Origin of the sequence: Arenimonas malthae CC-JY-1 (genome assembly GCF_000747075.1) — a bacterium.
In the GTDB taxonomy this organism is placed as follows: Bacteria; Pseudomonadota; Gammaproteobacteria; order Xanthomonadales; family Xanthomonadaceae; genus Arenimonas; species Arenimonas malthae.
This window is the reverse complement of sequence record NZ_AVCH01000186.1, coordinates 1-21715: the sequence shown is the minus strand read 5'-3', so window position 1 is coordinate 21715 and position 21715 is coordinate 1. Positions and strand designations below refer to the sequence as shown.

General features: G+C 72.0%; 22 protein-coding genes and 1 tRNA gene. 13 read left to right on the top strand and 10 right to left on the bottom strand.

Annotated features, from left to right (window positions below):
* Positions 1-122: 122 nt before the first annotated feature.
* Complete coding sequence (locus N790_RS15335) at positions 123-884, top strand: class I SAM-dependent methyltransferase (RefSeq protein WP_052385911.1); 762 nt, start codon at positions 123-125, stop codon at positions 882-884.
* A gap of 1 nt (position 885) precedes the next feature.
* On the opposite strand, the gene N790_RS12080 is transcribed toward N790_RS15335, so the two are convergent.
* Genes N790_RS12080 through N790_RS12070 form a run of 3 tightly spaced genes read right to left on the bottom strand, consistent with a single transcriptional unit; the run spans position 886 to position 6499 of the window.
* Entirely contained in the window at positions 886-1686 is an 801-nt protein-coding gene (locus tag N790_RS12080; protein ID WP_043804496.1) for an amidohydrolase, read from the bottom strand.
* Positions 1687-1688: 2 nt separating this feature from the next.
* Positions 1689-2837, bottom strand: a complete 1149-nt coding sequence (locus tag N790_RS12075; RefSeq protein ID WP_043804495.1) for a pyridoxal phosphate-dependent aminotransferase — start codon at positions 2835-2837, stop codon at positions 1689-1691.
* 20 nt (positions 2838-2857) lie between these two features.
* Positions 2858-6499, bottom strand: coding sequence for a S8 family serine peptidase (locus N790_RS12070; RefSeq protein ID WP_169742185.1), 3642 nt, complete (start codon positions 6497-6499; stop codon positions 2858-2860).
* Positions 6500-6636: 137 nt separating this feature from the next.
* On the opposite strand from N790_RS12070, the gene ccmA reads away from it, so the two are divergent.
* The 10 genes from ccmA to metX are packed head-to-tail and all read left to right on the top strand — an operon-like array spanning position 6637 to position 14362.
* Positions 6637-7287 (top strand): heme ABC exporter ATP-binding protein CcmA, encoded by a 651-nt coding sequence (gene ccmA, locus N790_RS12065; RefSeq protein ID WP_043804489.1) that lies wholly within the window; start codon positions 6637-6639, stop codon positions 7285-7287.
* Complete coding sequence (gene ccmB / locus N790_RS12060; RefSeq protein WP_043804487.1) at positions 7284-7967, top strand: heme exporter protein CcmB; 684 nt, start codon at positions 7284-7286, stop codon at positions 7965-7967. The genes ccmA and ccmB overlap by 4 nt, the downstream gene beginning before the upstream one ends.
* Positions 7968-7984: 17 nt before the next feature.
* Positions 7985-8734 carry a heme ABC transporter permease CcmC gene (gene ccmC, locus N790_RS12055; protein ID WP_043804486.1) on the top strand — a complete coding sequence of 250 codons (750 nt, stop codon included), beginning with the start codon at positions 7985-7987 and terminating at the stop codon, positions 8732-8734.
* On the top strand, positions 8731-8889 hold the full coding sequence (ccmD, locus tag N790_RS16135) for a heme exporter protein CcmD (protein WP_156970066.1): 159 nt from the start codon (positions 8731-8733) through the stop codon (positions 8887-8889). Before ccmC ends, ccmD begins: the two co-directional genes overlap by 4 nt.
* Positions 8889-9362 carry a cytochrome c maturation protein CcmE gene (gene ccmE, locus N790_RS16130; RefSeq protein WP_043804493.1) on the top strand — a complete coding sequence of 158 codons (474 nt, stop codon included), beginning with the start codon at positions 8889-8891 and terminating at the stop codon, positions 9360-9362. The genes ccmD and ccmE overlap by 1 nt, the downstream gene beginning before the upstream one ends.
* Positions 9363-11300 (top strand): heme lyase CcmF/NrfE family subunit, encoded by a 1938-nt coding sequence (locus N790_RS12045; RefSeq protein WP_043804484.1) that lies wholly within the window; start codon positions 9363-9365, stop codon positions 11298-11300.
* On the top strand, positions 11297-11830 hold the full coding sequence (locus tag N790_RS12040; RefSeq protein WP_043804483.1) for a DsbE family thiol:disulfide interchange protein: 534 nt from the start codon (positions 11297-11299) through the stop codon (positions 11828-11830). The genes N790_RS12045 and N790_RS12040 overlap by 4 nt, the downstream gene beginning before the upstream one ends.
* Complete coding sequence (locus tag N790_RS12035; protein ID WP_043804482.1) at positions 11827-12252, top strand: cytochrome c-type biogenesis protein; 426 nt, start codon at positions 11827-11829, stop codon at positions 12250-12252. The genes N790_RS12040 and N790_RS12035 overlap by 4 nt, the downstream gene beginning before the upstream one ends.
* Positions 12252-13253: a tetratricopeptide repeat protein gene (locus N790_RS12030; RefSeq protein ID WP_043804481.1), complete on the top strand. Its 1002-nt coding sequence runs from the start codon at positions 12252-12254 to the stop codon at positions 13251-13253. The genes N790_RS12035 and N790_RS12030 overlap by 1 nt, the downstream gene beginning before the upstream one ends.
* Positions 13250-14362, top strand: a complete 1113-nt coding sequence (metX, locus tag N790_RS12025; RefSeq protein WP_043804480.1) for a homoserine O-acetyltransferase MetX — start codon at positions 13250-13252, stop codon at positions 14360-14362. The genes N790_RS12030 and metX overlap by 4 nt, the downstream gene beginning before the upstream one ends.
* Positions 14363-14391: 29 nt before the next feature.
* On the opposite strand, the gene N790_RS12020 is transcribed toward metX, so the two are convergent.
* The 4 genes from N790_RS12020 to N790_RS12005 all read right to left on the bottom strand — a co-directional run bounded on the left by N790_RS12020 (position 14392) and on the right by N790_RS12005 (position 16304).
* Positions 14392-14477: transfer RNA gene (locus tag N790_RS12020), tRNA-Leu, on the bottom strand.
* A 22-nt stretch (positions 14478-14499) separates the two neighbouring features.
* The gene (locus N790_RS12015; RefSeq protein ID WP_043804479.1) at positions 14500-15078 is read right to left on the bottom strand and encodes a cysteine dioxygenase family protein; all 579 of its coding nucleotides are present in this window, start codon (positions 15076-15078) and stop codon (positions 14500-14502) included.
* A gap of 67 nt (positions 15079-15145) precedes the next feature.
* Positions 15146-15586, bottom strand: a complete 441-nt coding sequence (locus N790_RS12010; RefSeq protein ID WP_043804478.1) for a hypothetical protein — start codon at positions 15584-15586, stop codon at positions 15146-15148.
* Positions 15587-15590: 4 nt separating this feature from the next.
* Complete coding sequence (locus N790_RS12005; protein WP_043804477.1) at positions 15591-16304, bottom strand: hypothetical protein; 714 nt, start codon at positions 16302-16304, stop codon at positions 15591-15593.
* A gap of 119 nt (positions 16305-16423) precedes the next feature.
* On the opposite strand from N790_RS12005, the gene N790_RS12000 reads away from it, so the two are divergent.
* Positions 16424-17740, top strand: a complete 1317-nt coding sequence (locus N790_RS12000) for a hypothetical protein (RefSeq protein WP_156970065.1) — start codon at positions 16424-16426, stop codon at positions 17738-17740.
* On the opposite strand, the gene N790_RS11995 is transcribed toward N790_RS12000, so the two are convergent.
* Positions 17741-18400 (bottom strand): response regulator, encoded by a 660-nt coding sequence (locus N790_RS11995; RefSeq protein WP_043804475.1) that lies wholly within the window; start codon positions 18398-18400, stop codon positions 17741-17743.
* Positions 18401-18436: 36 nt separating this feature from the next.
* Positions 18437-19246, bottom strand: coding sequence for a 3-hydroxybutyrate dehydrogenase (locus N790_RS11990; protein ID WP_043804474.1), 810 nt, complete (start codon positions 19244-19246; stop codon positions 18437-18439).
* A 110-nt stretch (positions 19247-19356) separates the two neighbouring features.
* Here N790_RS11990 and N790_RS11985 point away from each other — a divergent pair, with 110 nt between their 5' ends.
* A complete protein-coding gene (locus N790_RS11985) occupies positions 19357-21195 on the top strand; it encodes a 3-hydroxybutyrate oligomer hydrolase family protein (protein ID WP_084062892.1) in 1839 nt (612 codons plus the stop codon).
* A gap of 115 nt (positions 21196-21310) precedes the next feature.
* Here N790_RS11985 and N790_RS11980 read toward each other — a convergent pair.
* A partial coding sequence (locus N790_RS11980) for a response regulator (protein WP_043804473.1) occupies positions 21311-21715 on the bottom strand: 405 nt, incomplete at its 5' end.

Genomic DNA, 21715 nt, shown 5'->3' with positions numbered 1-21715 from the left:
GCAAGCCTGGCGGCGGCGGTGGCGCCCGTCCGGGTGGCGGCGGCGGCCCGCGTCCCGGCGGCGGTGGCCCGCGCGGCTTCAAGCCCAAGCGTCCCGAAGGCCTGCCCTCGGACGACTGACCGATGGCCAGCCTGGAAGCGCGCTGCCTGGCGCGCCAGTGGTTCTATCCGTTCCGCCTCGCTTCCGGCGCGGTGACGGAAACCTACGTCAGCCCCGACGTCGCGTTGATCCACCAGACCCGCCTGCAGATGCTGCAGGCGGCGGTCGCCGCGCACTTCGGTTCACCCGCGCGCGCCGGCGTGAAGGCCATCGACCTGGCCTGCCACGAAGGCTGGTTCGCGCAGCAACTGCCGGCCATGGGCATCCGCGACGTGCTGGGCGTGGACGCGCGCGAACAGCACGTGCAGGACGCCCGGCTCATCGCCGAAGCCTGCGGCCACGAAACGCTGCGCTTCCGCCAGGCCGACGTGCACTCGCTCGACCCGGCCCGCGACGGCCGCTTCGACCTGGTGCTCTGCCTGGGGCTCATCTACCACCTGGAAAACCCGGTTGGCGCGCTGCGCACCGCGCGCGCGCTCACCGCCGACGGCGGCCTGTGCCTGATCGAAACCCAGGTCGCGCCCGGCCTGTCGGGCGCCATCGACTACGGCCACCACACCTTCGTGAAGCCGCTCACGGGCAGCTTCGCCATCGTCGACGAAACCGACGAAACCCACGGCCCCGAGACCTCCACCACCGGCATCTGCCTGGTGCCCAGCCTCGACGCCCTGCTGTGGATCCTGCGCAAGGTCGGCTTCCGCCACGCGCAGGTGCTGCCCGTGCCGGCGGGCGGCTACGAGCAGCTGGCGCACGGCAAGCGCGTGATGGTGGCGGCGAGCGCCTGAGTCAGTCGAGCAGCGTGAACCGGTCGGCGTCGAGCTGGGCCGGGAAACGTTCGCGGTGTTCCGCCAGCTTCGCGCCCGACAGCACCGTAGTGGCCACCTGCGGCTTTTCGTCCAGCTCCAGCAGCGGCATGCCCAGGAAATCAAGCGCGGCGCTGTCGCCGCTGTAGGCGATGCCGTTGCCGTCGGTGCCGGCGCGGTTCACGCCGACCACATAGCTCAGGTTCTCGATGGCGCGGGCGCGCAGCAGCGTGCTCCAGGCATAGCGGCGCGCGGCCGGCCAGTTCGCCACGAACAGCAGCAGGTCGTAGTCGAAACGCCCTTCCGCCTCGGCGCCGAAGCGGTTGCGGATGAACACCGGGAAACGCAGGTCGTAGCAGACCAGCGGGCGCACGCGCCAGCCTTTCAGTTCCACCGTGATCGGGTCCTTGCCCGCGGCGTAGCGCTCGTGCTCGCGCGCCATGCGGAACAGGTGGCGCTTGTCGTAGTGGTGCAGCGCGCCGTCGGGCGTGGCCCAGATCAGGCGGTTGTACACGCCCTCGCCCACCCGAAGCTGCACGCTGCCGGTGACCACGGCGCCGAGCGCGGCAGCCTGTTCGCGCAGCCAGGCCACGGTGGGGCCGTCCATGGTCTCGGCCGAGGCCAGGGCCTCGTTGCTGAAGCCGGAGGTGAAGGTTTCCGGCAGCACCACCAGGTCGGTGTGGCCGGCCAGCGGCGCCATCGCGGCGCCGTAACGCGCGCGGTTGGCGGCGGGGTCGTGCCAGGCGGTGTCGCCCTGCACCAGGGAAACGCGCAGGTCGGGCAGGCTCACAGCTTTTCCAGGCGTTCGATGGCGGCGTCGAGCGTGGGCTCGACCTTGGCGAAACACAGGCGCGCCAGGCGCTGGCCCGCCGGCGGCGTTTCGTAGAACGGCGACAGCGGGATCGCCGCGACGCCCTTTTCGATGGTCAGCCAGCGGCAGAATTCGGCGTCGGGGAGGTCGCTGACGGCGGAATAGTCCACCAGCTGGAAGTAGCCGCCCGGCACCGGCAGCGGCCTGAGCCGGGTGCGGCCGAGCTGCTCGCGGAAGCGGTCGCGCTTGGCCTGGTAGAAGGCGCCGAGCTGTTCGTAGTGCTCCGGCTCCTGCCCGATCATGGCCGCGAACGCCCACTGCGCCGGGGCGAAGGTGCAGAAGGTGTTGTACTGGTGGACCTTGCGGAATTCGGCGCTCAGCGCCGGCGGCGCCACCACGTAGCCAACCTTCCAGCCGGTGCAGTGGTAGGTCTTGCCGAAGCTCGACACCACGAAGGCGCGCTCCGCCAGCTCCGGGTAGCGCAGCACGCTTTCGTGCCGTACGCCGTCGAAGATGATGTGCTCGTACACCTCGTCCGACAGCAGCAGCACCTGGCTGCCGCGCAGGATCTCGGCCAGCACCGCCATGTCCTGCGGGCCCAGCATGGCGCCCGAGGGGTTGTGCGGGCTGTTGATCATCAGCATCCGCGTGCGCGGGGTGATGGCGTCGCGCACGCGCTGCCAGTCCACCGAAAAATCCACCGGGTCCAGCGGCACGTGCACGGCCTTGGCGCCGGCCAGGTCGATGGCGGGCTCGTAGCAGTCGTAACACGGGTCGAGCACGACCACTTCCTCGCCCGGGCGCACCACCGCCAGCACCGCGTCGAAGATGGCCTCGCTGGCGCCCGAGGTGACCGTCACCTCGGCGTCGGCGTCCACGACGCGGCCGTAGCAGCGCGCGGTCTTGGCGGCGATGGCCTGGCGCAGGGCCGGGATGCCGGTCATGGGCGCGTACTGGTTCTTGCCCTCGGCCATGGCGCGCGCGAGCTCGTCCACCAGCCGCTGCGGCACCGGGAAATCGGGAAAGCCCTGGCCCAGGTTCACCGCGCGGTGCTCCAGCGCCAGCTGGGACATCACGGTGAAGATGGTGGTGCCGACCTTGGGCAGCTTGGTCTCGGGGGTCATCGCGCGTTCCTTGGCCGGGCTCAGGGCGCGCAGCCCTGGGTGCTTCCCAGCGGCACCACGTTGTCCACCACGTTCCAACCGCCACCGACGCCGTTGGCGAAGGTGGCGTCGAGCGTGATGCCGGTGATGGCGGTGGCGCCGTACTGGCGCGACACCGTGCCCACCGCCGTGCGCACCGGCGCCGAGTAGGCCCCCAGCGGCGCGAAGCCCTGCAGCTGGTCGAGCTGGACCGGGTTGTTGCCGGTGTTGAAGGCGCCGCCGCGCTCGGCTGCCAGGAAGCGCGGCACGCCGAGGTTGTCGTAGATGAAGGCGGCGATGAACTCGTAACCCGGGTGCACCTGCACGCTGTAGCCGCTGCCGGCGCGGGCCGGGTCGAACCAGTTCGCGCTGCTGTCGAGCGGCTGGCCGCCGACGGTGGGGCAGCCCGTCAGGAAGGCATCCATCGACTCGACGCCGGTGAATCCGTCGAGGTTGTAGGCGAACGAGAACTGCTTGTCGGTGACCGCGGTCATCACCGCGTTGCCCACCTGCACCAGGTGGTTGGCGCTGCCGTTCCAGGCCGCGCGGTAGATCGGCGTGCTCCAGCTGCCGTTGTCGCCGGGCTGCGGCGCCTGCATGTAGTACCAGGTCGGCGTGCCGTCCTGGAAATACGTGTACCAGAGCACCGCGCGCTCGGCGCCGGCCGGGTACATGAAGATGCCGTGGCCGCCGCGGGCGGGCGCGTAGTAGGAGCCGCCGCGCACCACCAGCGGCGCGCCGACGGCGTCGATGGTGGCGCTGACGGCCACTTCGGCCGCGGCGCCGCCGGTGTTGACCGGGGTGACGTACCAGCGGCCCGGCTGCAGGCTGCCGCCGGACACCGTGATCACCTGGTTGGCGCCCGCGGCCGTGGCCGAGAGCACCCCCGGCGCGTCGCGGGCCGGGGCCGGCGCCACCACGGGCGCGGCCGGACTGGCGACGCGCGCCGCATACAGCGACACCGAGCCGGTGCCCTGGGTCCGGAAGGTGACCGAGGTGGCATTGGCCGGCACGTCGAACACCAGGGTGTCGTGCGCGGCGCCCGGGGCCAGGCGCACGTTGCGGGCCACGCCCGCCGACAGCGCGAACGGCGCCAGCGCGCTGCCGCTCCGCACCAGGCGCACCGGCACTTCGATCACGCGCTCGCCCGGGGCGGCTTCGACCAGCAGCAGCGCCATGCGCTCGTCGCCCGCGGCCAGCGCCGGCACGTCGTAACCGATGCGCACCGCGAAGGGCGTGTCCGCGGGCACGTTGCCCGGGCCGGTGGCGACCAGGGCGCCGCTGCTGCCGGGCACCGCCGCGATGACGGTGCGCGACACGGTGACGTTGGTGCCGGCGCCGGACCAGTTCTGCGCCATGAGCCAGTACGTCTGGGCGGCCGCCGCGCCGTTCACGGTGAACTCGCAGGTTTCGTTGGACGCCGCCGACGTGGAGCGGCACAGCTCCTCGGACTCGTCCGGGCGGCCGTCGTTGTCGATGTCGCGGCCCACGAACAGGTCGATGTCCGGCGCCGCGGCGCGGGTGGTCACGCGCACGCGGTGGCGCACGCCGGCACCGGCCGGGATGGTGAAGGTCTCGTAGTAGTTGCTGGTGACGTCGTCGTAGATCTCGGTGTTGGTGGGGTCGACCGTGATGTTGCGCACCGACGTGGCGGGCACCGCCAGGTCGGTCATGCGGAAGCGCGCGTTGGGCAGCGGCAGCAGCGAATCAAGCGCCACGTCGGTGAAGCCGCGCTCGCGGCTGGCGTCGATGGCCACTTCGGCCGGCACGCCGGACTCGTCCGACACCGGCGAGGCGTACACCGCCACCGGCAGGCGCAGGTTCGGGCGGCCGTCGCCGCTGGTGTTGACCAGGGTCACCGAGCCATAGACCCAGGTGCCGGGCAGGCCGGCCGCGCTGACGTCGATGTCGAAGGTGATGGCGGAGCCCTGCGCGCTCGACACGAAGCCGGCCGCGCTGGGCGTGATGGTGGCGCCGCCGGAGAGCTGCGCCTGCACGGTGTAGCTGGCCGGGTTGGCGCCCGGCATCAGCTTGAAGCTGCGGGTCAGCTGGCAGGTCTGGAAGCAGCCCGCATGCGCCATCGTCGGCAGGTTCAGGTCCTCGGCCCCGCCGGTGAACACGGCGGCGCGCGCGTTGCGGAAGCTGCCCGCCGGTACTTCCATGTACAGCCCGGCGCGGGCGGCCAGGCCCACGTCGACGCGGCCGGCGCCCTGCTCGTGCGGGTTGGCGAAGGGCACGCCCGAACGCACCACCGGCTGCGCCGTCAGGCTCAGCGCGGACATCACCTGGTCGGCGGTGAGCGAGGGGTTGGTGGACTTGAGCAGCGCCGCGGCACCGGCGACGTGCGGCGTCGCCATCGAGGTGCCGTTGAGCGTGGCGATCGCGCTGGTGCTGCCGATGTAGGCGGCGGTGATCGTCACGCCCGGCGCGGTGATGTCGGGCTTGAGCACGCTCAGCGGAACGACCGGGCCACGGCCGCTGAAGCTGGCCAGGACGTCCGCGGTGACATTGCCGTTGCGGTTGGAAGAGGCCGCGGCGACGCCGAAAGTCCAGGGCGAATTTCCCGGATTGGTGACGGTGCCCGGGTTCGGGCCGTCGTTGCCGGCCGCCACCGCGACCACGACGCCGGCCTCGCGGGCGCCCAGGAAGGCCTCGGTGTCGTTGTACGGCGCCTGGCCCACGTAGGCCCAGGGGTCCTCGCTGCCGCCGCCGATGGAATAGTTGATGACGTCCACGCCGTCGGCCACGGCCTGGTCGATGGAGCGGATCAGCGCGGAGCCGTCGCAACCCTCGCTGTCGTCGCCGCAGCCCTTGTAGGCGATCAGGTTGGCGCGCGGCGCCACGCCGGTGTAGTTGGTCAGGTAGGCGTTGCCGGCCGCGGTGGCGGCCACGTGGGTGCCATGGCCGTCGGTATCGGCTGCCTCGCCCAGGCCGGTGTTGCCGATGGTGAAGTCCCAGAGGCCGATGAGCTTGTTGTTGCAGGCCGCCGGCGTGCTGGCGCAATAACCCTTGTAGCTGCCCAGCGGGTTGCTGATGCCGACGCCGGAGAAGGCCACGTGGCTGCGGTTGATGCCCGAGTCGATCACGCCGACCACGATGCCCTCGCCGCGGCGCGCGGTGCCGGTGGCGGCGCCGCTCCAGACCTCGTCGGCATTGATCCAGGCCGGGCCGTACTGGGTCTGCAGGTAGCGCTTGAAGTCGGGCCGCACCGCCTCGACGCCGGGCACGTCGCGCAGGCGCTCGGCTTCTTCGGCGGTCAGGTCGAGCGCGACGCCGTTCATGGCGTGCTGGTAGACGTACCGCGGCTCCAGCGGCCGGCCCAGGCGCACCGAGGCATCGGCCAGGCGGGCCCGGCGCAGGTCGGCCAGGTAATCGAGGTAGGCCACGGCCTCGACGCTTTCGGCCACGTACTTGCGGGCGCCGGTGACGGCCGGGCTGGTGGCCGCGAGCTTGGGCCGGCGGCGGTCGCCGGGCGGGAAGCCGCGGAAGCTGCCGGCGGCCGGCTCCTCGAACACCACGATCCAGCGCGACAGCGTTTCCGAACGCTTCTCCACCGCGGTTTCGGGACGGGCCAGCGCATCCTGCGCGGGCGCGGCGAGGCCCAGTCCAAGGGCGATCGCGAGCATGAGGGGGGTTGCGCGCATGGTGGGGCTGTCCTGCAGATGAACGGAATTCCCGATTCTCACCGACATGGGTGTGAATCTCAAACGAAGACGGCGATCGCGGTGATTGACGGGCGTCATGGACACTGCTTGAAGCGAGTCGGTAGCATTCCCGCGCAATGAAGCCCCACGAGCCCGCCGACGCCCCGCTGCTGCAAGCCCGCGGGCTGGCGTTCTCGCGCAACGAGGAGCCGGTGTTCGGCCCGCTCGACTTCGAACTGCGGCCCGGCGAGGCCCTGCTGGTGCTGGGCGGCAACGGCGCCGGCAAGACCACCCTGCTGCGCGTGCTGGCCGGCCTGCTCGACGCCAGCGGCGGCGAAGTGCGGCTGCAGGGCCGCCCGGTCGACCGCGACCACCTGGCCCGCGGCAGCGCCTACCTCGGCCACCTGCCCGGTCACAAAGGTGAACTGGGTACGCTGGAAAACCTCCAGTTCGCCCAGGCGCTCAACGGCGGCGAGCCGGCGGATCTCGTGCAGGCCCTGGCCGAGGTCGGCCTGGCCGGCTACGAGGACACCCCGGCCCGGCGCCTGTCCGCCGGCCAGAACAAGCGCCTGGGCCTGGCCCGGCTGCGCCTGCAGTCGGCGCCGCTGTGGCTGCTCGACGAGCCCTACGCCAACCTCGACCTCGACGGCATCGCCCTCGTGAACCGGCTGATCCAGGCCCAGGTGGCACGCGGAGGCGCGGTGCTGCTGACCACGCACGGCGCCTACGCCGCCCCGCCGGTGCCGGTGCGCACGCTGGCGCTGGGCCCGTCGCGGAGGCCGGCATGAGCGCGCCGTCCCTGCTGGCCGCGGCCAAGGCCCAGGCCCGCCGCGACCTGCGCCTGGTCTGGCGCCGCCGTGGCGACGCGGCCCAGCCGCTGCTGTTCGCGCTGATGGTGGTGGCGCTGTTCCCGCTGGCCCTGGGCTCGGACCCGCAGCAACTGGCGAAGATCGCGCCCGGCGTGCTGTGGGTGGCGGTGCTCCTGGCCGGCCTGCTCACCCTCGATTCGCTCTACCGCGGCGACCTGGAAGACGGCAGCCTCGAACAGATGCTGCTGGCGCCCGTGCCCCTGGCCTGGCTGCTGGCGGTACGGGTGGCCGTGCACTGGGCCACCACCGCCCTGCCCCTGGTGCTGGTGGCGCCGGTGCTGGCGGAATTCTTGTTCCTGCCCGGGGAACTCCTGCCCGTGCTGATGGTCTCGCTTGCGCTGGGGACGCCCCTGCTGAGCCTGATGGGCGCGGTGGTGGCGGCGCTCACGGTCGGGATACGGCGCTCTGGTATGCTTTTGGCCCTGCTGGCGCTGCCGCTGTTCCTGCCGGTCCTGGTGTTCGGCGCCGGCAGCGTGATGGCCGCCGCACAGGGCCTTCCCTGGGCCGGTGCGCTGCTGCTGCTGGCCGCCGGCCTGGTCCTTGCCCTGGTGCTTGCCCCGCTCGCCGCCGCCGCGGCGATCCGTATCGCCCTGACCTGACCGACGACGCCAACGCCGTGAATCCCGTCCTGCTCTGGTTCCACCAACTCGGCTCGCCGCCCACCTTCGACCGCTTCGCCGCGCGCTGGACGCCCTGGGGCTTCGGCCTGGGCCTGCTGGGCATGGCCATCGGCATCTACGGCGCGCTGTTCGTCGTGCCGGCCGACTACCAGCAGGGCGACAGCTTCCGCATCCTCTACATCCACGTGCCGGCCGCCTGGATGAGCCTGTTCGTGTACGGGCTGATGGCCGTGTACGCCGCCATCGCGCTGATCTGGCACATCAAGCTCTGCGAGATCCTGGCCATGGCCTGCGCGCCCATCGGCGCCCTGTTCACCGCCGTCACGCTGGCCACCGGTTCGATCTGGGGCAAGCCCATGTGGGGCACCTGGTGGGACTGGGACCCGCGGCTCACGTCCGAGCTGGTGCTGCTGTTCCTGTACCTGGGCGTCATCGGCCTCAACGCCGCCATCGAGGACCGCCGCGCCGCCGCGCGCGCCGCCGGTTTCCTGGCCATCGTCGGGGTGGTGCTGCTGCCGGTGATCCGCTACTCGGTGGAGTGGTGGAACTCGCTGCACCAGGGCGCCACCATCAAGCTCTTCGGCGAATCCACCATGGACGCGTCCATGGCCTGGCCGCTGTGGGTGATGGTGTTCGCCACCAAGTTCTGGTTCATCGGCTCGCTGCTGCAGCGCGCGCGCGCCGACAACCTCGAGCGCGAGTCCGGCAAGGACTGGGCCCGCGCCGCCGCGGGGGTGCCGCGATGAGCTACCTCGAGTACGTGGTCGGCGCCTATGCGGTGTTCGTCGCCTACCTCGCCTGGGACTTCCTGGCGCCGCGCCTGCGCCTGGCCCGCGCCCGCCGCAACATCGTGCAGCGCGCCCGCCGCGAAGCCACCCGAAATACCGGAGCCGTCGAATGATGCACCCCACCCGCAAGCGCCGCCTGTGGCTGGTGCTGGGCCTGGTGGCCGCCTCCGCGGTCGCCGCCGGCCTGGTCACCCTGGCCCTGCGCGAGAACATCACCTACCTCTACACGCCCAGCCAGGTCTATGCCGGCGAAGCCGCCGACCAGGCCGTATTCCGCCTGGGCGGCATGGTGGCCAAGGACAGCCTCAGGCGCGAAGACGGCACGCTGAAGGTGAGCTTCGGCGTCACCGACGGCGACGCGGTGATGACCGCGCACTACGAAGGCATCCTGCCGGACCTGTTCCGCGAGAACCAGGCCGTCATCGCCACCGGCCGCCGCCAGGGCGACGAGTTCATCGCCACCCAGGTGCTGGCCAAGCACGACGAGCAGTACATGCCGCGCGAAGTGGCCGAGGCCATGGGCAAGGCGCATGAAAAGCACAAGGTCGACGACAAGGCCAAGCCCGACGACCAGGGAGCTTACTGAGTGCTGCCCGAACTTGGATTGGTGAGCCTGGCGCTGGCGCTGATGCTGGCGCTGGCCCTGTCGGTGCTGCCGCTGCTGGGCGCCCAGCGCGGCCTGGCCCCGTGGATGGCCACGGCGCGGCCGCTGGCCTACGCGCTGCTGGTGGTCGTGTCGGTGTCCTATGCGCTGCTCACCTGGGCCTTCCTGCAGCACGATTTCTCGGTGGCATACGTGGCCCAGAACTCGAACTCGCTGCTGCCGCGCGCCTACCAGTTCACCGCGGTGTGGAGCGCGCACGAGGGTTCGCTACTGCTGTGGCTGTGGTTCCTGGTGCTGTGGACGGCGCTGGTGGCGCGTTTCTCGAAGGCGCTGCCGATGCCGGTGGTGGCGCGCGTGCTGGCGGTGATGGGCATGATCGCGCTGGGCTTCCTGGCCTTCACGCTGTTCACCTCGAACCCGTTCGAGCGCCTGCTGCCGGCCGTGGCCGAAGGCCGCGACATGAACCCGCTGCTGCAGGACCCGGGCATGATCTTCCACCCGCCCCTGCTCTACACCGGCTACGTGGGCTTCGCGGTGGCGTTCGCGTTCGCGGTGGCGGCGCTGATCGACGGCAAGGTGGACGCGCAGTGGGTGCGCTGGAGCCGGCCGTGGACCAACGTGGCCTGGGCCTTCCTGACCCTGGGCATCGCGCTCGGCAGCTTCTGGGCCTATTACGAGCTGGGCTGGGGCGGCTGGTGGTTCTGGGACCCGGTCGAAAACGCCAGCTTCATGCCCTGGCTGGTGGGCGCGGCGCTGCTGCATTCGCAGGCCGTCACCGAAAAGCGCGGCAGCTTCCGCGGCTGGACCCTGCTGCTGGCGATCGCGGCGTTTTCGCTGTCGCTGCTGGGCACCTTCCTGGTGCGCTCGGGCGTGCTGACCAGCGTGCACGCCTTCGCCTCGGACCCCGAGCGCGGCATGTTCATCCTGGCCTTCCTGGTGGTGGTGATCGGCGGCTCGCTGCTGCTCTACGCCCTGCGCGCGCCGAAGATGGAAACCGGCAAGCCCTTCGCCGCCGCGTCGCGCGAAACCTTCCTGCTGGCCAACAACCTGCTGCTCACCGCCGCCGCGGCGATGATCCTGCTGGGCACGCTGTACCCGCTGCTGGCCGAGGCGCTGGACCTGGGCAAGATTTCCGTGGGCCCGCCCTACTTCGGCCTGCTGTTCATCCTGCTGATGGCGCCGCTGGTGGCCCTGGTGCCCTTCGGTCCGCTGACCCGCTGGCAGCGCGAGGACCTGTCGCAGCCGCTGCGCTGGCTGGCGCCGTGGGCGGTGCTGGCGGGGGTGGTGGCGGTCATCACCTTCTTCGCCTGGCCCCACGGCACCGCCAAGACCGCCTTCGGCCTGCTCGGCGCGGCCTGGGTGGCCGCCGGCACGGCGCGCTTCGCCTGGCAGCGCCTGAAATCCACCAGCCAGGGCCAGCGCTTCACCGCCGAAATGGCCGGCATGCTGCTGGCGCACGCGGGCATCGCGGTGTTCGTGGCGGGCGTGTTCATCACCGAAAGCACCAGCATCGAGAAGGACGTGGCCGCGAAACCCGGCCAGCATTTCGAACTGCGTGGCCATGACTTCCATTTCGAAGGCGTGGAAAAGCGCCAGGGCCCGAACTACCTGGCCGACCACGGCACCGTGGTGGTGCGCCGCGACGGCCGCGAGATCGCCACCCTGCACCCGGAAAAACGCGCCTACGCCGCCGGCGGCCAGGTGATGACCGAGGCCGCGCTCGACGGCGGCCTCACCCGCGACCTGTACGTGGCGCTGGGCGAACCGCTGGACGCCAACGGCACCTGGGCGCTGCGCCTGTACGTGAAGCCCTGGATCCGGCTGATCTGGCTGGGTTCGCTGCTGATGGCGCTGGGCGGCTTCGTGGTGGTGTTCGACCGCCGCTTCCGCCGGCCCGTGCCGGCAGGAGTGCCGGCATGATCAAGCGCCTGCTTCCGCTGCTCGCGTTCGCGCTGCTGGCCGTGCTGCTGGGCCTGGGCGTGCTGCGCAATTCCGGCAAGGACACCAGCGCCATTCCGTCGCCGCTGGTGGGCAAGCCGGCGCCGGCGTTTTCACTGCCGGTGCTGGGCGAGCCCGACCGCCTGGTCAGCAACGAAGACCTGCTCGGCGAACCCTACCTGCTCAACGTCTGGGGCAGCTGGTGCCCGGCCTGCCGCGACGAGCACCCGGTGATCACCGAGCTCGCGCAGAGCGGCCGCATCAAGGTCGTCGGCTACGACTACAAGGACGAGCCGGAAGACGCGCAGCGCTGGCTGCAGCAGTTCGGCAACCCCTACTCGCTGGTCATCACCGACTACGACGGCCGCGCCGCGCTCGACTGGGGCATCTACGGCGCGCCGGAAACCTTCCTGGTGGACGCGCAGGGCGTGATCCGCTGGAAGTTCGTCGGCCCGATCACGCCCGAGGTGGTGCAGCAGCAGCTGCTGCCCGCGCTGGAGACGCTGGAATGAAGGCCTGGCTGTTCGCCCTGCTGATGCTGCTGTCGGCCGCCGCCGGCGCCATGGAGCCCATCGTGTTCCGCGACGACGCCGAGGAAGCCCGCTTCCGCGCGCTCAGCGCCGAACTGCGCTGCGTGATGTGCCAGAACCAGTCGCTGGCCGATTCCAACGCCCAGATCGCCCACGACCTGCGCCTGCAGGTGCTGGCGCTGATGCGCGAGGGCAAGACCGACCGCGAGATCAAGGATTACCTGGTCGCGCGCTACAGCGACTTCGTGCTTTACAACCCGCCCGTGCGTCCCTCGACCTGGCTGCTGTGGTTCGGCCCGGGCCTGGTGCTGCTGGGCGGCCTTGCCGCCGTGGTGGTGGTGGTGCGCCGCCGCGCCGCCCAGGCCCCGGCGGCCAACCCGTCCGACGACGGGCAGGAGTGGTGATGGGCAACTTGCTGCTGGCCTCGCTGGCCTTGGGCGTGGGCGTGCTGGCCTTCGTGCTGCGCCCGCTGTGGAAGGATGCGAAGGGCACGGCCCTGGCGCTGGCGCTGGCCCTGCTGGGCGGCACCGCCGGCCTGTACGCGCTGCTGGGCACGCCCGATGCGCTCGACCCGGAACTGGTGGAAGCGCCCAAGACCCTGGAGCAGGCCATCGTGCAGCTAGAGCGCAAGCTCGAGGACGAGCCCGGCAGCGTCGAGGGCTGGGTGCTGCTGGGCCGCAGCCGCGCCTCGCAGGAAGCCTGGCCGCAGGCCGTGGCGGCCTTCGAAAAGGCGCACGCCCTGCTGCCCGACGAAGCCGACCTGATGATCGAATACGCCGACGCGCTGATGCGCGCGTCCGAAGATGGCCGCTTCCCCGCCAAGGCGGTGGCACTGCTCGAGCGCGCCGTCGAACGCCAGCCCACGCACCAGCGCGGCCTGTTCTACCTCGGCGCCCAGCGCCTGCAGGCCGGCCAGCCGGCCGAAGCCGCCGAGTTCTGGGGCCGCCTGCTGCCGCTGGTGGACGCGCAGACCGCCGACGCCCTGCGCCCGCAGCTGGCCATGGCGCGCGAACAGGCGGGCCTGCCGCCGCTGCCCGAACCCGAACCCGCCGCCGCCGGGCCCACGCTCACCGTCACCATCGAACTGGCGCCGGCGCTGGCGGCGAAGCTGGCCGAAGGCGACACCCTGTTCGTGTTCGCCCGCACCACCGACGGCGCGGGCCTGCCGGTGGCGGTGAAGCGCCTGCCGGCGACGGGTTTCCCGCTGCAGCTCACGCTCTCCGACGCCGACGGCCTGATGCCGGCGCAGAAGCTGTCGATGCAGGCGAAGGTGCGGCTGATGGCGCGCGTGTCCAAGTCCGGCGACGCCGGCGCGGCGCCGGGCGACCTGGAAGCCGAGCCGGTGGAGCTGGCGGTGGCCGATGGCGCCGCGGCGACGCTGGTGATTGGTAAAGTGGTGGAATGACCGAAACCGTTCCCCCCGGCACCCGCTACGTCGACCTGCCCAGTCCTTTCCCGTTCAAGCGCGGCGGCGCCCTGGCCGGCGCGCGGATGGCGTACGAAACCTGGGGCACGCTCAATCCGGCGCGCGACAACGCGGTGCTCATCCTCACCGGCCTGTCGCCGAACGCGCACGCCGCCTCGAACGCCGGCAACCCCGACCCGGGCTGGTGGGAAGCCATGCTGGGCCCCGGCAAGCCGATCGACACCGACCGCTGGTTCGTGGTCTGCGTGAATTCGCTGGGCAGCTGCAAGGGCAGCACCGGCGCGGCGTCCACCAACCCCGCCACCGGCCAGCCCTACCGCCTCGATTTCCCGGACCTGTCGATCGAGGACGGCGCGCGCGCGGCGCAGGTGGTGGTGCGCGCCCTGGGCATCGACACCCTGGCCTGCGTCATCGGCAACTCGATGGGCGGCATGAGCGCGCTGGCCTACCTGCTGCTGTTCCCGGGCGCGGCGCGGTCGCACGTCAACGTGTCGGGCAGCGCCCAGGCCCTGCCCTTCTCCATCGCCATCCGCTCGCTGCAGCGCGAGGCCATCCGGCTCGATCCGAACTGGAACCAGGGCCACTACGACGAGCACGCCTACCCCGAGAACGGCATGCGCATCGCCCGCAAGCTGGGCGTGGTGACCTACCGTTCGGCGATGGAATGGGACGGCCGCTTCGGGCGCGTGCGGCTCGACAGCGAATGCCGCGAAGACGACCCCTTCGGCCTGGAATTCGAGGTCGAGCGTTACCTCGAGGGCCATGCGCGCCGCTTCGTGCGCACCTTCGACCCGAACTGCTACCTCTACCTCAGCCGCTCGATGGACTGGTTCGACGTGGCCGAATACGGCGGCGGCGACGTGATGAAGGGCCTGGCCTCGATCAGGGTGGAAAAGGCGCTGGCCATCGGCGTGCACACCGACATCCTGTTCCCGCTGCAGCAGCAGGAGCAGGTGGCCGACGGCCTGCGCGCCGGCGGCGCCGAGGCCGGATTCCTGGCGCTCGAATCCCCGCAGGGCCACGACGCCTTCCTGGTGGACATCGCCCGCTTCGGCCCCGCCATCGGCGGCTTCCTCGCCAGGCTCTGAAAACAAAAGACCCGCTTCCGCGGGTCTTTTGGTACCGGTGATAGGACTCGAACCTACACGCCATCGCTGGCAAGGGATTTTGAGTCCCCCGCGTCTACCATTCCGCCACACCGGCACGTGGGCGCGGCGATTATAGCCTAGGCGGCCTCGTCCAGCCCCAGCTGGCGGGCGGCGCGGGTGTACCACTCGCCCTGGTCGGGATGGAACATGGAGCAGCAGGTGAGCGCGCGCTTGTAGATGTGCAGCGACACCGCCACGCCACTGGCGCTGGGGTTGCGGATGGTGTGGTACTCGTGCGGCGGGATCAGGCTGCCGGCCGAGCCGACGCCGGCGATGTTGGTGCCCACGGCTTCGAAGCGGAAACGCTCGCCGTCCTGCTCGCGCAGCTCGTACTGGGTGATTTCCAGCTGGCCGTGCCAGACGCCTTCGACGCACCACAGGCCCGAATGGTCGTGGATCAGCGTGCCCTGCCCCGGGCCCCAGGTCATGGCGACCACGCTGTAGCCGCTCTCCTCGCAGCGGTAGAGCTCGCGGCGGGCGTAGTGGTCGGCCACCGGTTCGAGCACGCAGGCCGGCAGTTGCACCGCCTGGGTGCGGATGAGCTCGGCCAGGCCGTTGCGGATGCGGGTGGTGGTCTCGCGCTCGCAGCCGGTGGCGACGGCGTCGTCAATCATCGCGAACAGCTGGCGACAACCGGGGAAATCGAGGGCCTGCATGGCGGCACCGTGTGTCGGGGACGTGAAACCAGTCTACCAGCGTGGCCCGGCCGCGGTTTGCGCGCCGTCAACCGCGGGCCCAGGGCCACCAGCCCCGGCCGCTGCGGGCATAGCGGTCGGCGGCCTGTTCGAAGCGGTTGCGGTGGCTGATGCCGCCGCAGGCGAAATACAGCGGCAGGAACAGCGGCCCCAGCGCCAGCGCCTGGTACACGTGGGCGCGCTCGTGGTCGCCCAGGCGCACGGTGTCGTCGCGACCGCCGCGGGCGGCGCAGGCATAGGTGACCGTGCTCTCGTCCAGCGACTGGCCGGTGTGCAGGATCACGTTGCCCAGGGTCAACGCCCCGCCCGGCCCCCAGGGATAGCGGTGGAACACCAGGGCGGCGTCGGACCAGCGCGGGCGGGCACCAAAGGGCAGCGCCACCAGCCCCGCCAGCAGGCCGGCCAGGCTCAGCGGGCTGGCCCAGGCCACGCCCAGGGCCATCGCCGGCCAGAGCAGCGCCCGGCGCATTGGCTCAGCCGCCCCCGCCCCAGATCAGGCGGGACATGGCCTCGGCGCTTTCGTCGTCGAGCTGGGTGGAGGTATGGGTCATGGAATTGATGGCCCAGCAGGCGTCCTCGTCGGCGGCGCGCACCGGGTCGCGCAGCACGGCCTCGAGCCGGCGGCCGAAATCGCCGGGGTAGGCTTCGCCCAGGTGGCGCAGGGCGCGCTGGCTGACTTCCTTGTCCACGCGCACCACCGGCGCGCCGTGCACCTCGGCCTTGAGCGCCTTGAGGTAGAAGTCGAGGAAATTGCGGTGGTGCCGCGCCGGCAGGCGTTCGAAGGCATCGCGCACGTCCTGGCCCAGCTCGGGGTCGAAGTCGTCGGCCGGGCGGATCAGCTTGGCGCAGCTGGCCTCGGGCAGGCGCGGGATGACCGCCGCCATGGCCCGCGTGGCGTTGACCAGGGTGCCGGCGTCCAGCGTCTGCGCGCCGCGGGACAGCGCCAGCTTGAGTTCGGCGTACAGGCCCTTGCTGGTGAAGGTGCCGGCGAAACGCTCGCGCAGCTTCTCGTCGGCGTTGGCGGCGTCGACGAAGGCCTGGTGCTGCGCATGCAGCTCCGACGACGGCGGATAGGGGTTGGCGAACTGGCCGGTGCTGACCCGCACCAGCGGCCGGTCCGACAGGAAGGCCTTGTGCAGCACGGCGCCCAGCACCACCAGCACGACCAGGACAAGCAGGTTCTTCATCCACGTTTCCCCATCGGGCTCCCCGGCCCGGGCGGTCGCGATGCTAACACCGTCACCTTGTTCCCCCGCAGGGCGTCTGACAGGCTAGGCCGCATTCCGAAGGACGCCGACCGATGCCCATGCAGGACACCCCCGAGACCGACGCGTCGCCGAACGCCCTGCCCAAGCGCACCACGCCCACCTGGGAGATGGAGCTTCTGCTCTCGGGCGCCACCGTCTTCACCATGTTCCAGGCCACGCAGGCCATGACCGCCTGGGGCAGCGAACTGATCCCGCGGCTGGCCGAGAACCCGCGCATGATCTTCAGCGTGCTGTTCACCTACGGCAACGGCGCGCTGACGCTGCTGACGATGGCCTTCGCCTTCCACCTGCTGCTGCGCGCCTGGTGGGTGGCGCTGGTGGGGCTGGAGTCGGTGTACCCGGGCGGCCCGCGCTTCGACCGCCTGCGCGGCGGCCCCATCCACCGCGCGCTGATGATCCGGCGCTGGAAGCCCATGCCCGAGCGCATCGAGGGCGCGGACAACCTGGCCACGCTGGTGTTCGTGCTGGGCATTTCGCTGGCGCTGATCCTGGTGCCGATCTCGGTGCTGGTGTCCGCGCTGTTCCTGCTGGCGCTGCTGGCCGGATGGCTGATGGGCCGGCCCGAATCCACCAGCGCCCTGTTCGCCCTGCTGTCGGTGCTGACCTTCCTGCCCATGATGGCCGCCGCCGCGATCGACAAGCAGCGTGGCGCCAAGCTGGCGCCCGGCTCCTTCCTGCACCGCGCCTGCGAGACGACCCTGGAGTTCTATTCGCGCCTGGGCATGGGCCGCGATTCGAACCCCATGGTCACCGTGTTCCAGACCAACGTGGGCGAGAAGAAGGGCATGGCGGTGGTGTTCGTGGTGATGCTCGCCGGCATGCTGGGCAGCACCGCCGGCCTGGCCCTCACGCGCAACCAGCTGGGCCTGGGCAGCTACGCCGCGTTCCCCAAGCCGCAGCGTGGCATGGCCGACAGCGTGGACGGCCGCAACTACGCCTCGATGCACGAACCGGGCGCGCTCCCGGCGGTGCCCTTCGTGCCGGCGCCGGTGGCGAAAGGCGACTACGTGGCGCTGGTGGTGCCCTACGTGCCGGCGCTGCATGGAAACCTGTTCGCCCGGTGCGGCGGCGGCGATTCGCCGAGGTCCCTCGATGCCGACGAACGCGAACGCCGGCGCGCGCAGCTCGACTGCGTGGCGGCCGGCTTCACGGTGACCCTCGACGGCCAGCCCGCGCCGCCGCCGCAGTGGTACGCCGACCCGCGCCGCGACCTGCGCGGCCTGCTCTACATGCTGCCGGTGGCCACGCTGGCGCCGGGCCGGCACGAGGTGGCGGTGATGCCGCCGGAGCCCGGCGACGAACAGGCGAAGGACGAGGACGTCACCCTGCCCTGGGTGATCCCGTTCTGGCGCTGATCAGGCTTCGCGCGCGGGATCAACCAGCGCCAGCGAACCGAGCAGCACGCCGGCCTGGGTGCGGTTGCGCACGCCCAGCTTCTCGAAGATGGCGCTCATGTGCGCCTTCACCGTGCGCTCCTGGATGCCCAGTTCGTCGGCGATCTGCTTGTTGAGCCGGCCTTCGGCGACGCGCGTGAGCACCTTGAACTGCTGCGGGCTGAGCGTGGCGAGCCGGGCCGCCGTTTCGCGGTCGCCGGGTTCCGCGGGCGCGTTCGCCACGGCTTCGCGCAGGGTGGGCGGCAGCCATTCCTCGCAGGCCAGCACGGCGCGCAGGCCGGCCTGCAGCTCGGCCAGGTCGGCGCGCTTGGTCAGGTAGCCGGCGGCGCCGTAGGCCAGCGCGCGGCGGATGGTGGCCGGGTCTTCGTGCGCCGAGATCATGGCCACCGCCACGCCCGGGTGTTCCGCGCGCAGCGAAGCCAGGCCGACCAGGCCGTGGCTGCCGGGCATGTGCAGGTCGAGCAGCACCAGGTCGGTGTCGGGGTGTCCGGCCAGCGCGGCCTGCACGCCGGGCAGGTCTTCCGCCTCGGTGATGACCGCCTCCGGCAGCACGCCGCGCACCGCCTGCGTGAGCGCCAGGCGGTAGAGCGGGTGGTCGTCGGCGATCAGCAGGCGGGTCATGCCACCACTTTACGTGAAGCCGGCGAACCCGGGCCGTTACTGCGAGGTCCAGCCGCCGTCGACAGGGATGGCGGCACCGGTGAGGTTGTGCGCCTCGGGGCGGCACAGGAACACCACCGTGGCGGCGATGTCCTCGGGCAGCGACATGCGCCCGCTGGGCTGCTTCTCGGCCAGCAGCGCGCGCACGCCGGCGTCCCGATCGCCGCCGTGCGCCGCGGCGCGGGCGGCGATCTGCGGCTCGATCAGCGGCGTTTCAACCCAGCCCGGGCACACGCAGTTCACCGTCACGCCGCCGCTGGCGCGGCTGCCGGCGCCCGCGGCTTCCAGCGCGGCCACCTTGCTCAGGCCCACCAGCCCGAACTTGCTGGCCACGTAGGGCGACTTGTTCACCGACGCCACCAGGCCGTGCACCGAGGCGATGTTCACCACCCGGCCGAAACCGCGCGCGGCCATGCCCGGCATCGCCAGGCGCATGGTGTGGAAGGCGGCGCTGAGGTTGATGGCGATGAGCTTGTCCCAGGTGGCGGCCGGCATCTCGCCGATCGGCGCGGTGTGCTGCACGCCGGCGCAGTTCACCAGCACGTCCAGCGGGCCCCAGTCGGCCAGATCCTGCATCATGGTTTCCACGACGGCGGCGTCGGCAAGGTCGGCGCCGAAATGGCGGGCCTCCGGTGCGCCGGCATCACGCACCGCGGCGAGCGCGGCGGCCACCTGCGCGTCGCTGCCCAGGCCGTTCACCGCGACGCGTGCGCCAGCCGCGCCCAGCGCGCGGGCGATGGCCAGGCCGATGCCCGAGGTGGCGCCGGTGACCAGAGCCGCGCGGCCGCGCAGGAAGGTGTCGCCCATGGCGTTGATCCTTGTTTCGAAAACGATTCCCCACCTTAGCAGGCGCGTGTTTCCGGCGCGTCGTACCAAGGTACGATGCCGGCCGCCGGCACCATTGCTAAGGTCTGGCCATGAACCGATCCCCCGCCCTGCTTCCGCTCGCCGGCCTCGCCGCCGCCCTCCTGCTGGCCGGCTGCGCCGGCGTCGCGCCCCGTGCGCCCGACCTCGAGGCGGGCCTGGACCTGAAGACCTACCGGGACGGCGACGACCTGCTTACCGCCGGCCTCGGCGAAGCCGGCCTGCGCAGCCCCGCCCCGCCCGCCTTCGCCAACCCCGACGCCCCCACCGCGCAGGAACTGCGCCGCCGCGCCGTCTGGACGAACTGGCGCGGCATCGCCGACCTTGCCCCCGGCGGCGGCTACGGCGACGTCTACGGCCAGCTGGCGCCGGTGCCCGGCCGCGAATACCACGCGCTGGCGCGCCTGCCCGGCCGCAGGCAGCCGCACCGAGTGATGGTGCAGCTGCCCGACGCCTTCGATGCGCAGGCGCGCTGCGTGGTGGTCACGGCCTCGTCCGGCTCGCGCGGCATCTACGGCGCCATCGCCCTGGCCGGCGCCTGGGGCCTGCCGCGCGGCTGCGCGGTGGCCTACACCGACAAGGGCGCCGGCACCGGCTACGTGGACACCGCCGACGGTCGCGGCTTCGCGCTCGATGGCCAGCTGGCCGAAGCCGGCGAACCGGTGGAATTTTCCGTGCCGCGTGCCGCGGCCGCTGGCGGCATCGCGCCCATCGCGGTGAAACACGCGCACTCCGGCGACAACCCCGAAGCCGACTGGGGCCGCCACGTCGAACAGGCCGCCGCGGTGGCGCTGCAGGTGCTGGAACTCGCGCACCCGCAGGCCGGGCCCTGGACGCACGACAACACCCGCGTGATCGCGGTGGGCGTGTCCAACGGCGGCGGCGCGGTGCTGCGTGCCGCCGAGCTGCCGGGCGACGCCTTCGACGCCGTCGTCGCCGTGTCGCCCAACGTGCTGGCCGGCGACCAGGGCCGCGCGCTCTACGACTACGGCACCGACGCCGCGCTCTGGATGCCCTGCGCGCTCAATGCCGCCGCCTACGACGGCGTGGTGCTGGCCCGCCCGGGCGGCGCGAAGTCGCCGGCCGGCGCCACGCGCTGCGCTTCGCTCAAGGCCGCGGGGCTGGTGTCCGCCGATGACACGCAGGCCCAGGCCGAGGCCGCGCGCGAGCACCTGCTGGCCGGCGGCTGGACCGACGCGGCCGTCGCCGCCGGCGTGCTGAGCAGCAACTTCGACCTGTGGCGCGCGGTGAACGTCACCTACGCCTCGGCCTACGCCCGCACCGGCCCGGGCGACATGCCCTGCGGCTATTCCTTCGCCGCCATGGGTGCCGACGGCGTGGCGCGTGCGCCCACCGCCGCAGAACGCGCGGCCTGGTGGAGCGACGCCAGCGGCATCCCGCCGGGCAGCGGCGTGGGCCTGCGCGACGCCATGGCCAGCGGCGCCGACCCCAGCCTGCCGGGCAACGCCTGCCTGCGCGCGCTGTGGGACGACGCGGGGAGCGCCGTGCGCGCCGGCATCGAAGCAACCCGCGCCGCGCCGCCGCGCGCCGGCCTGCCGGTGATCGTGGTGCACGGCGCCGACGACGGCCTGGTGCCGGAAGCCTTCAGCGGCGGCGCATATGCGCGCTGGAGCGAGGCGCAGGGCCGGCCGGTGAGCTACTGGCGCGTACGCAACGCCCAGCACTTCGACGCCTTCCTGGGCCTGCCGGTGCTGGGCATGCGCTACCTGCCGATGCTGCCCTATGGCTACCGCGCGCTGGATGCCGCCTGGGCGCACGTGGCCGACGGCGCGCCGCTGCCGGGCGACGCCGACATCGCCACCACGCCCCGGACGTTCAAGGAAGGCGCGCTGGCGCCGCTGGCGCGCGAGAACCTGGGCGTGATGCCGTAGGCGCAGCGCTGCTTTTGTGTCGGCGCGGTCCCCTGGCCGCACCGCTGCCTCTCTTGTAGGAGCGGCTTCAGCCGCGACCGCTTTTCGCGAACAACTGTCGCGGCTGAAGCCGCTCCTACAGGGGGCGCTGCTGCAGCAGGCGGGCCATGACGGATTTCAGGGCCAGGGGCTTGAGCGGCTTGTGCAGCAGGGTGCAGCCGGCGGCGGCGACGGCGTCGCGCACTTCGGTGCTGTGGTCGGCGGTGATAACCACGCAGGGGCGCGCCGGCAGGACCGCGCACAGGCGTTCGCGCAGCATCAGGCCGGTCTGGCCGCCGTCGAGGTGGAAGTCCAGCAGCACCAGGTCGGGCGTGGCGGTGGCCACCAGGCGCAGGGCCTCGTCGCCGTCGCGCGCGGCCAGCACTTCGCACTGCCAGCCGCCCAGCAGGGCCTGCATGCCGCGCAGCACGTCGGGGTCGTTGTCCACCACCAGCACGCGGCTGCGCGGCGGCTCGGGCACCGGCGCGGCGGGCGCGGCGGG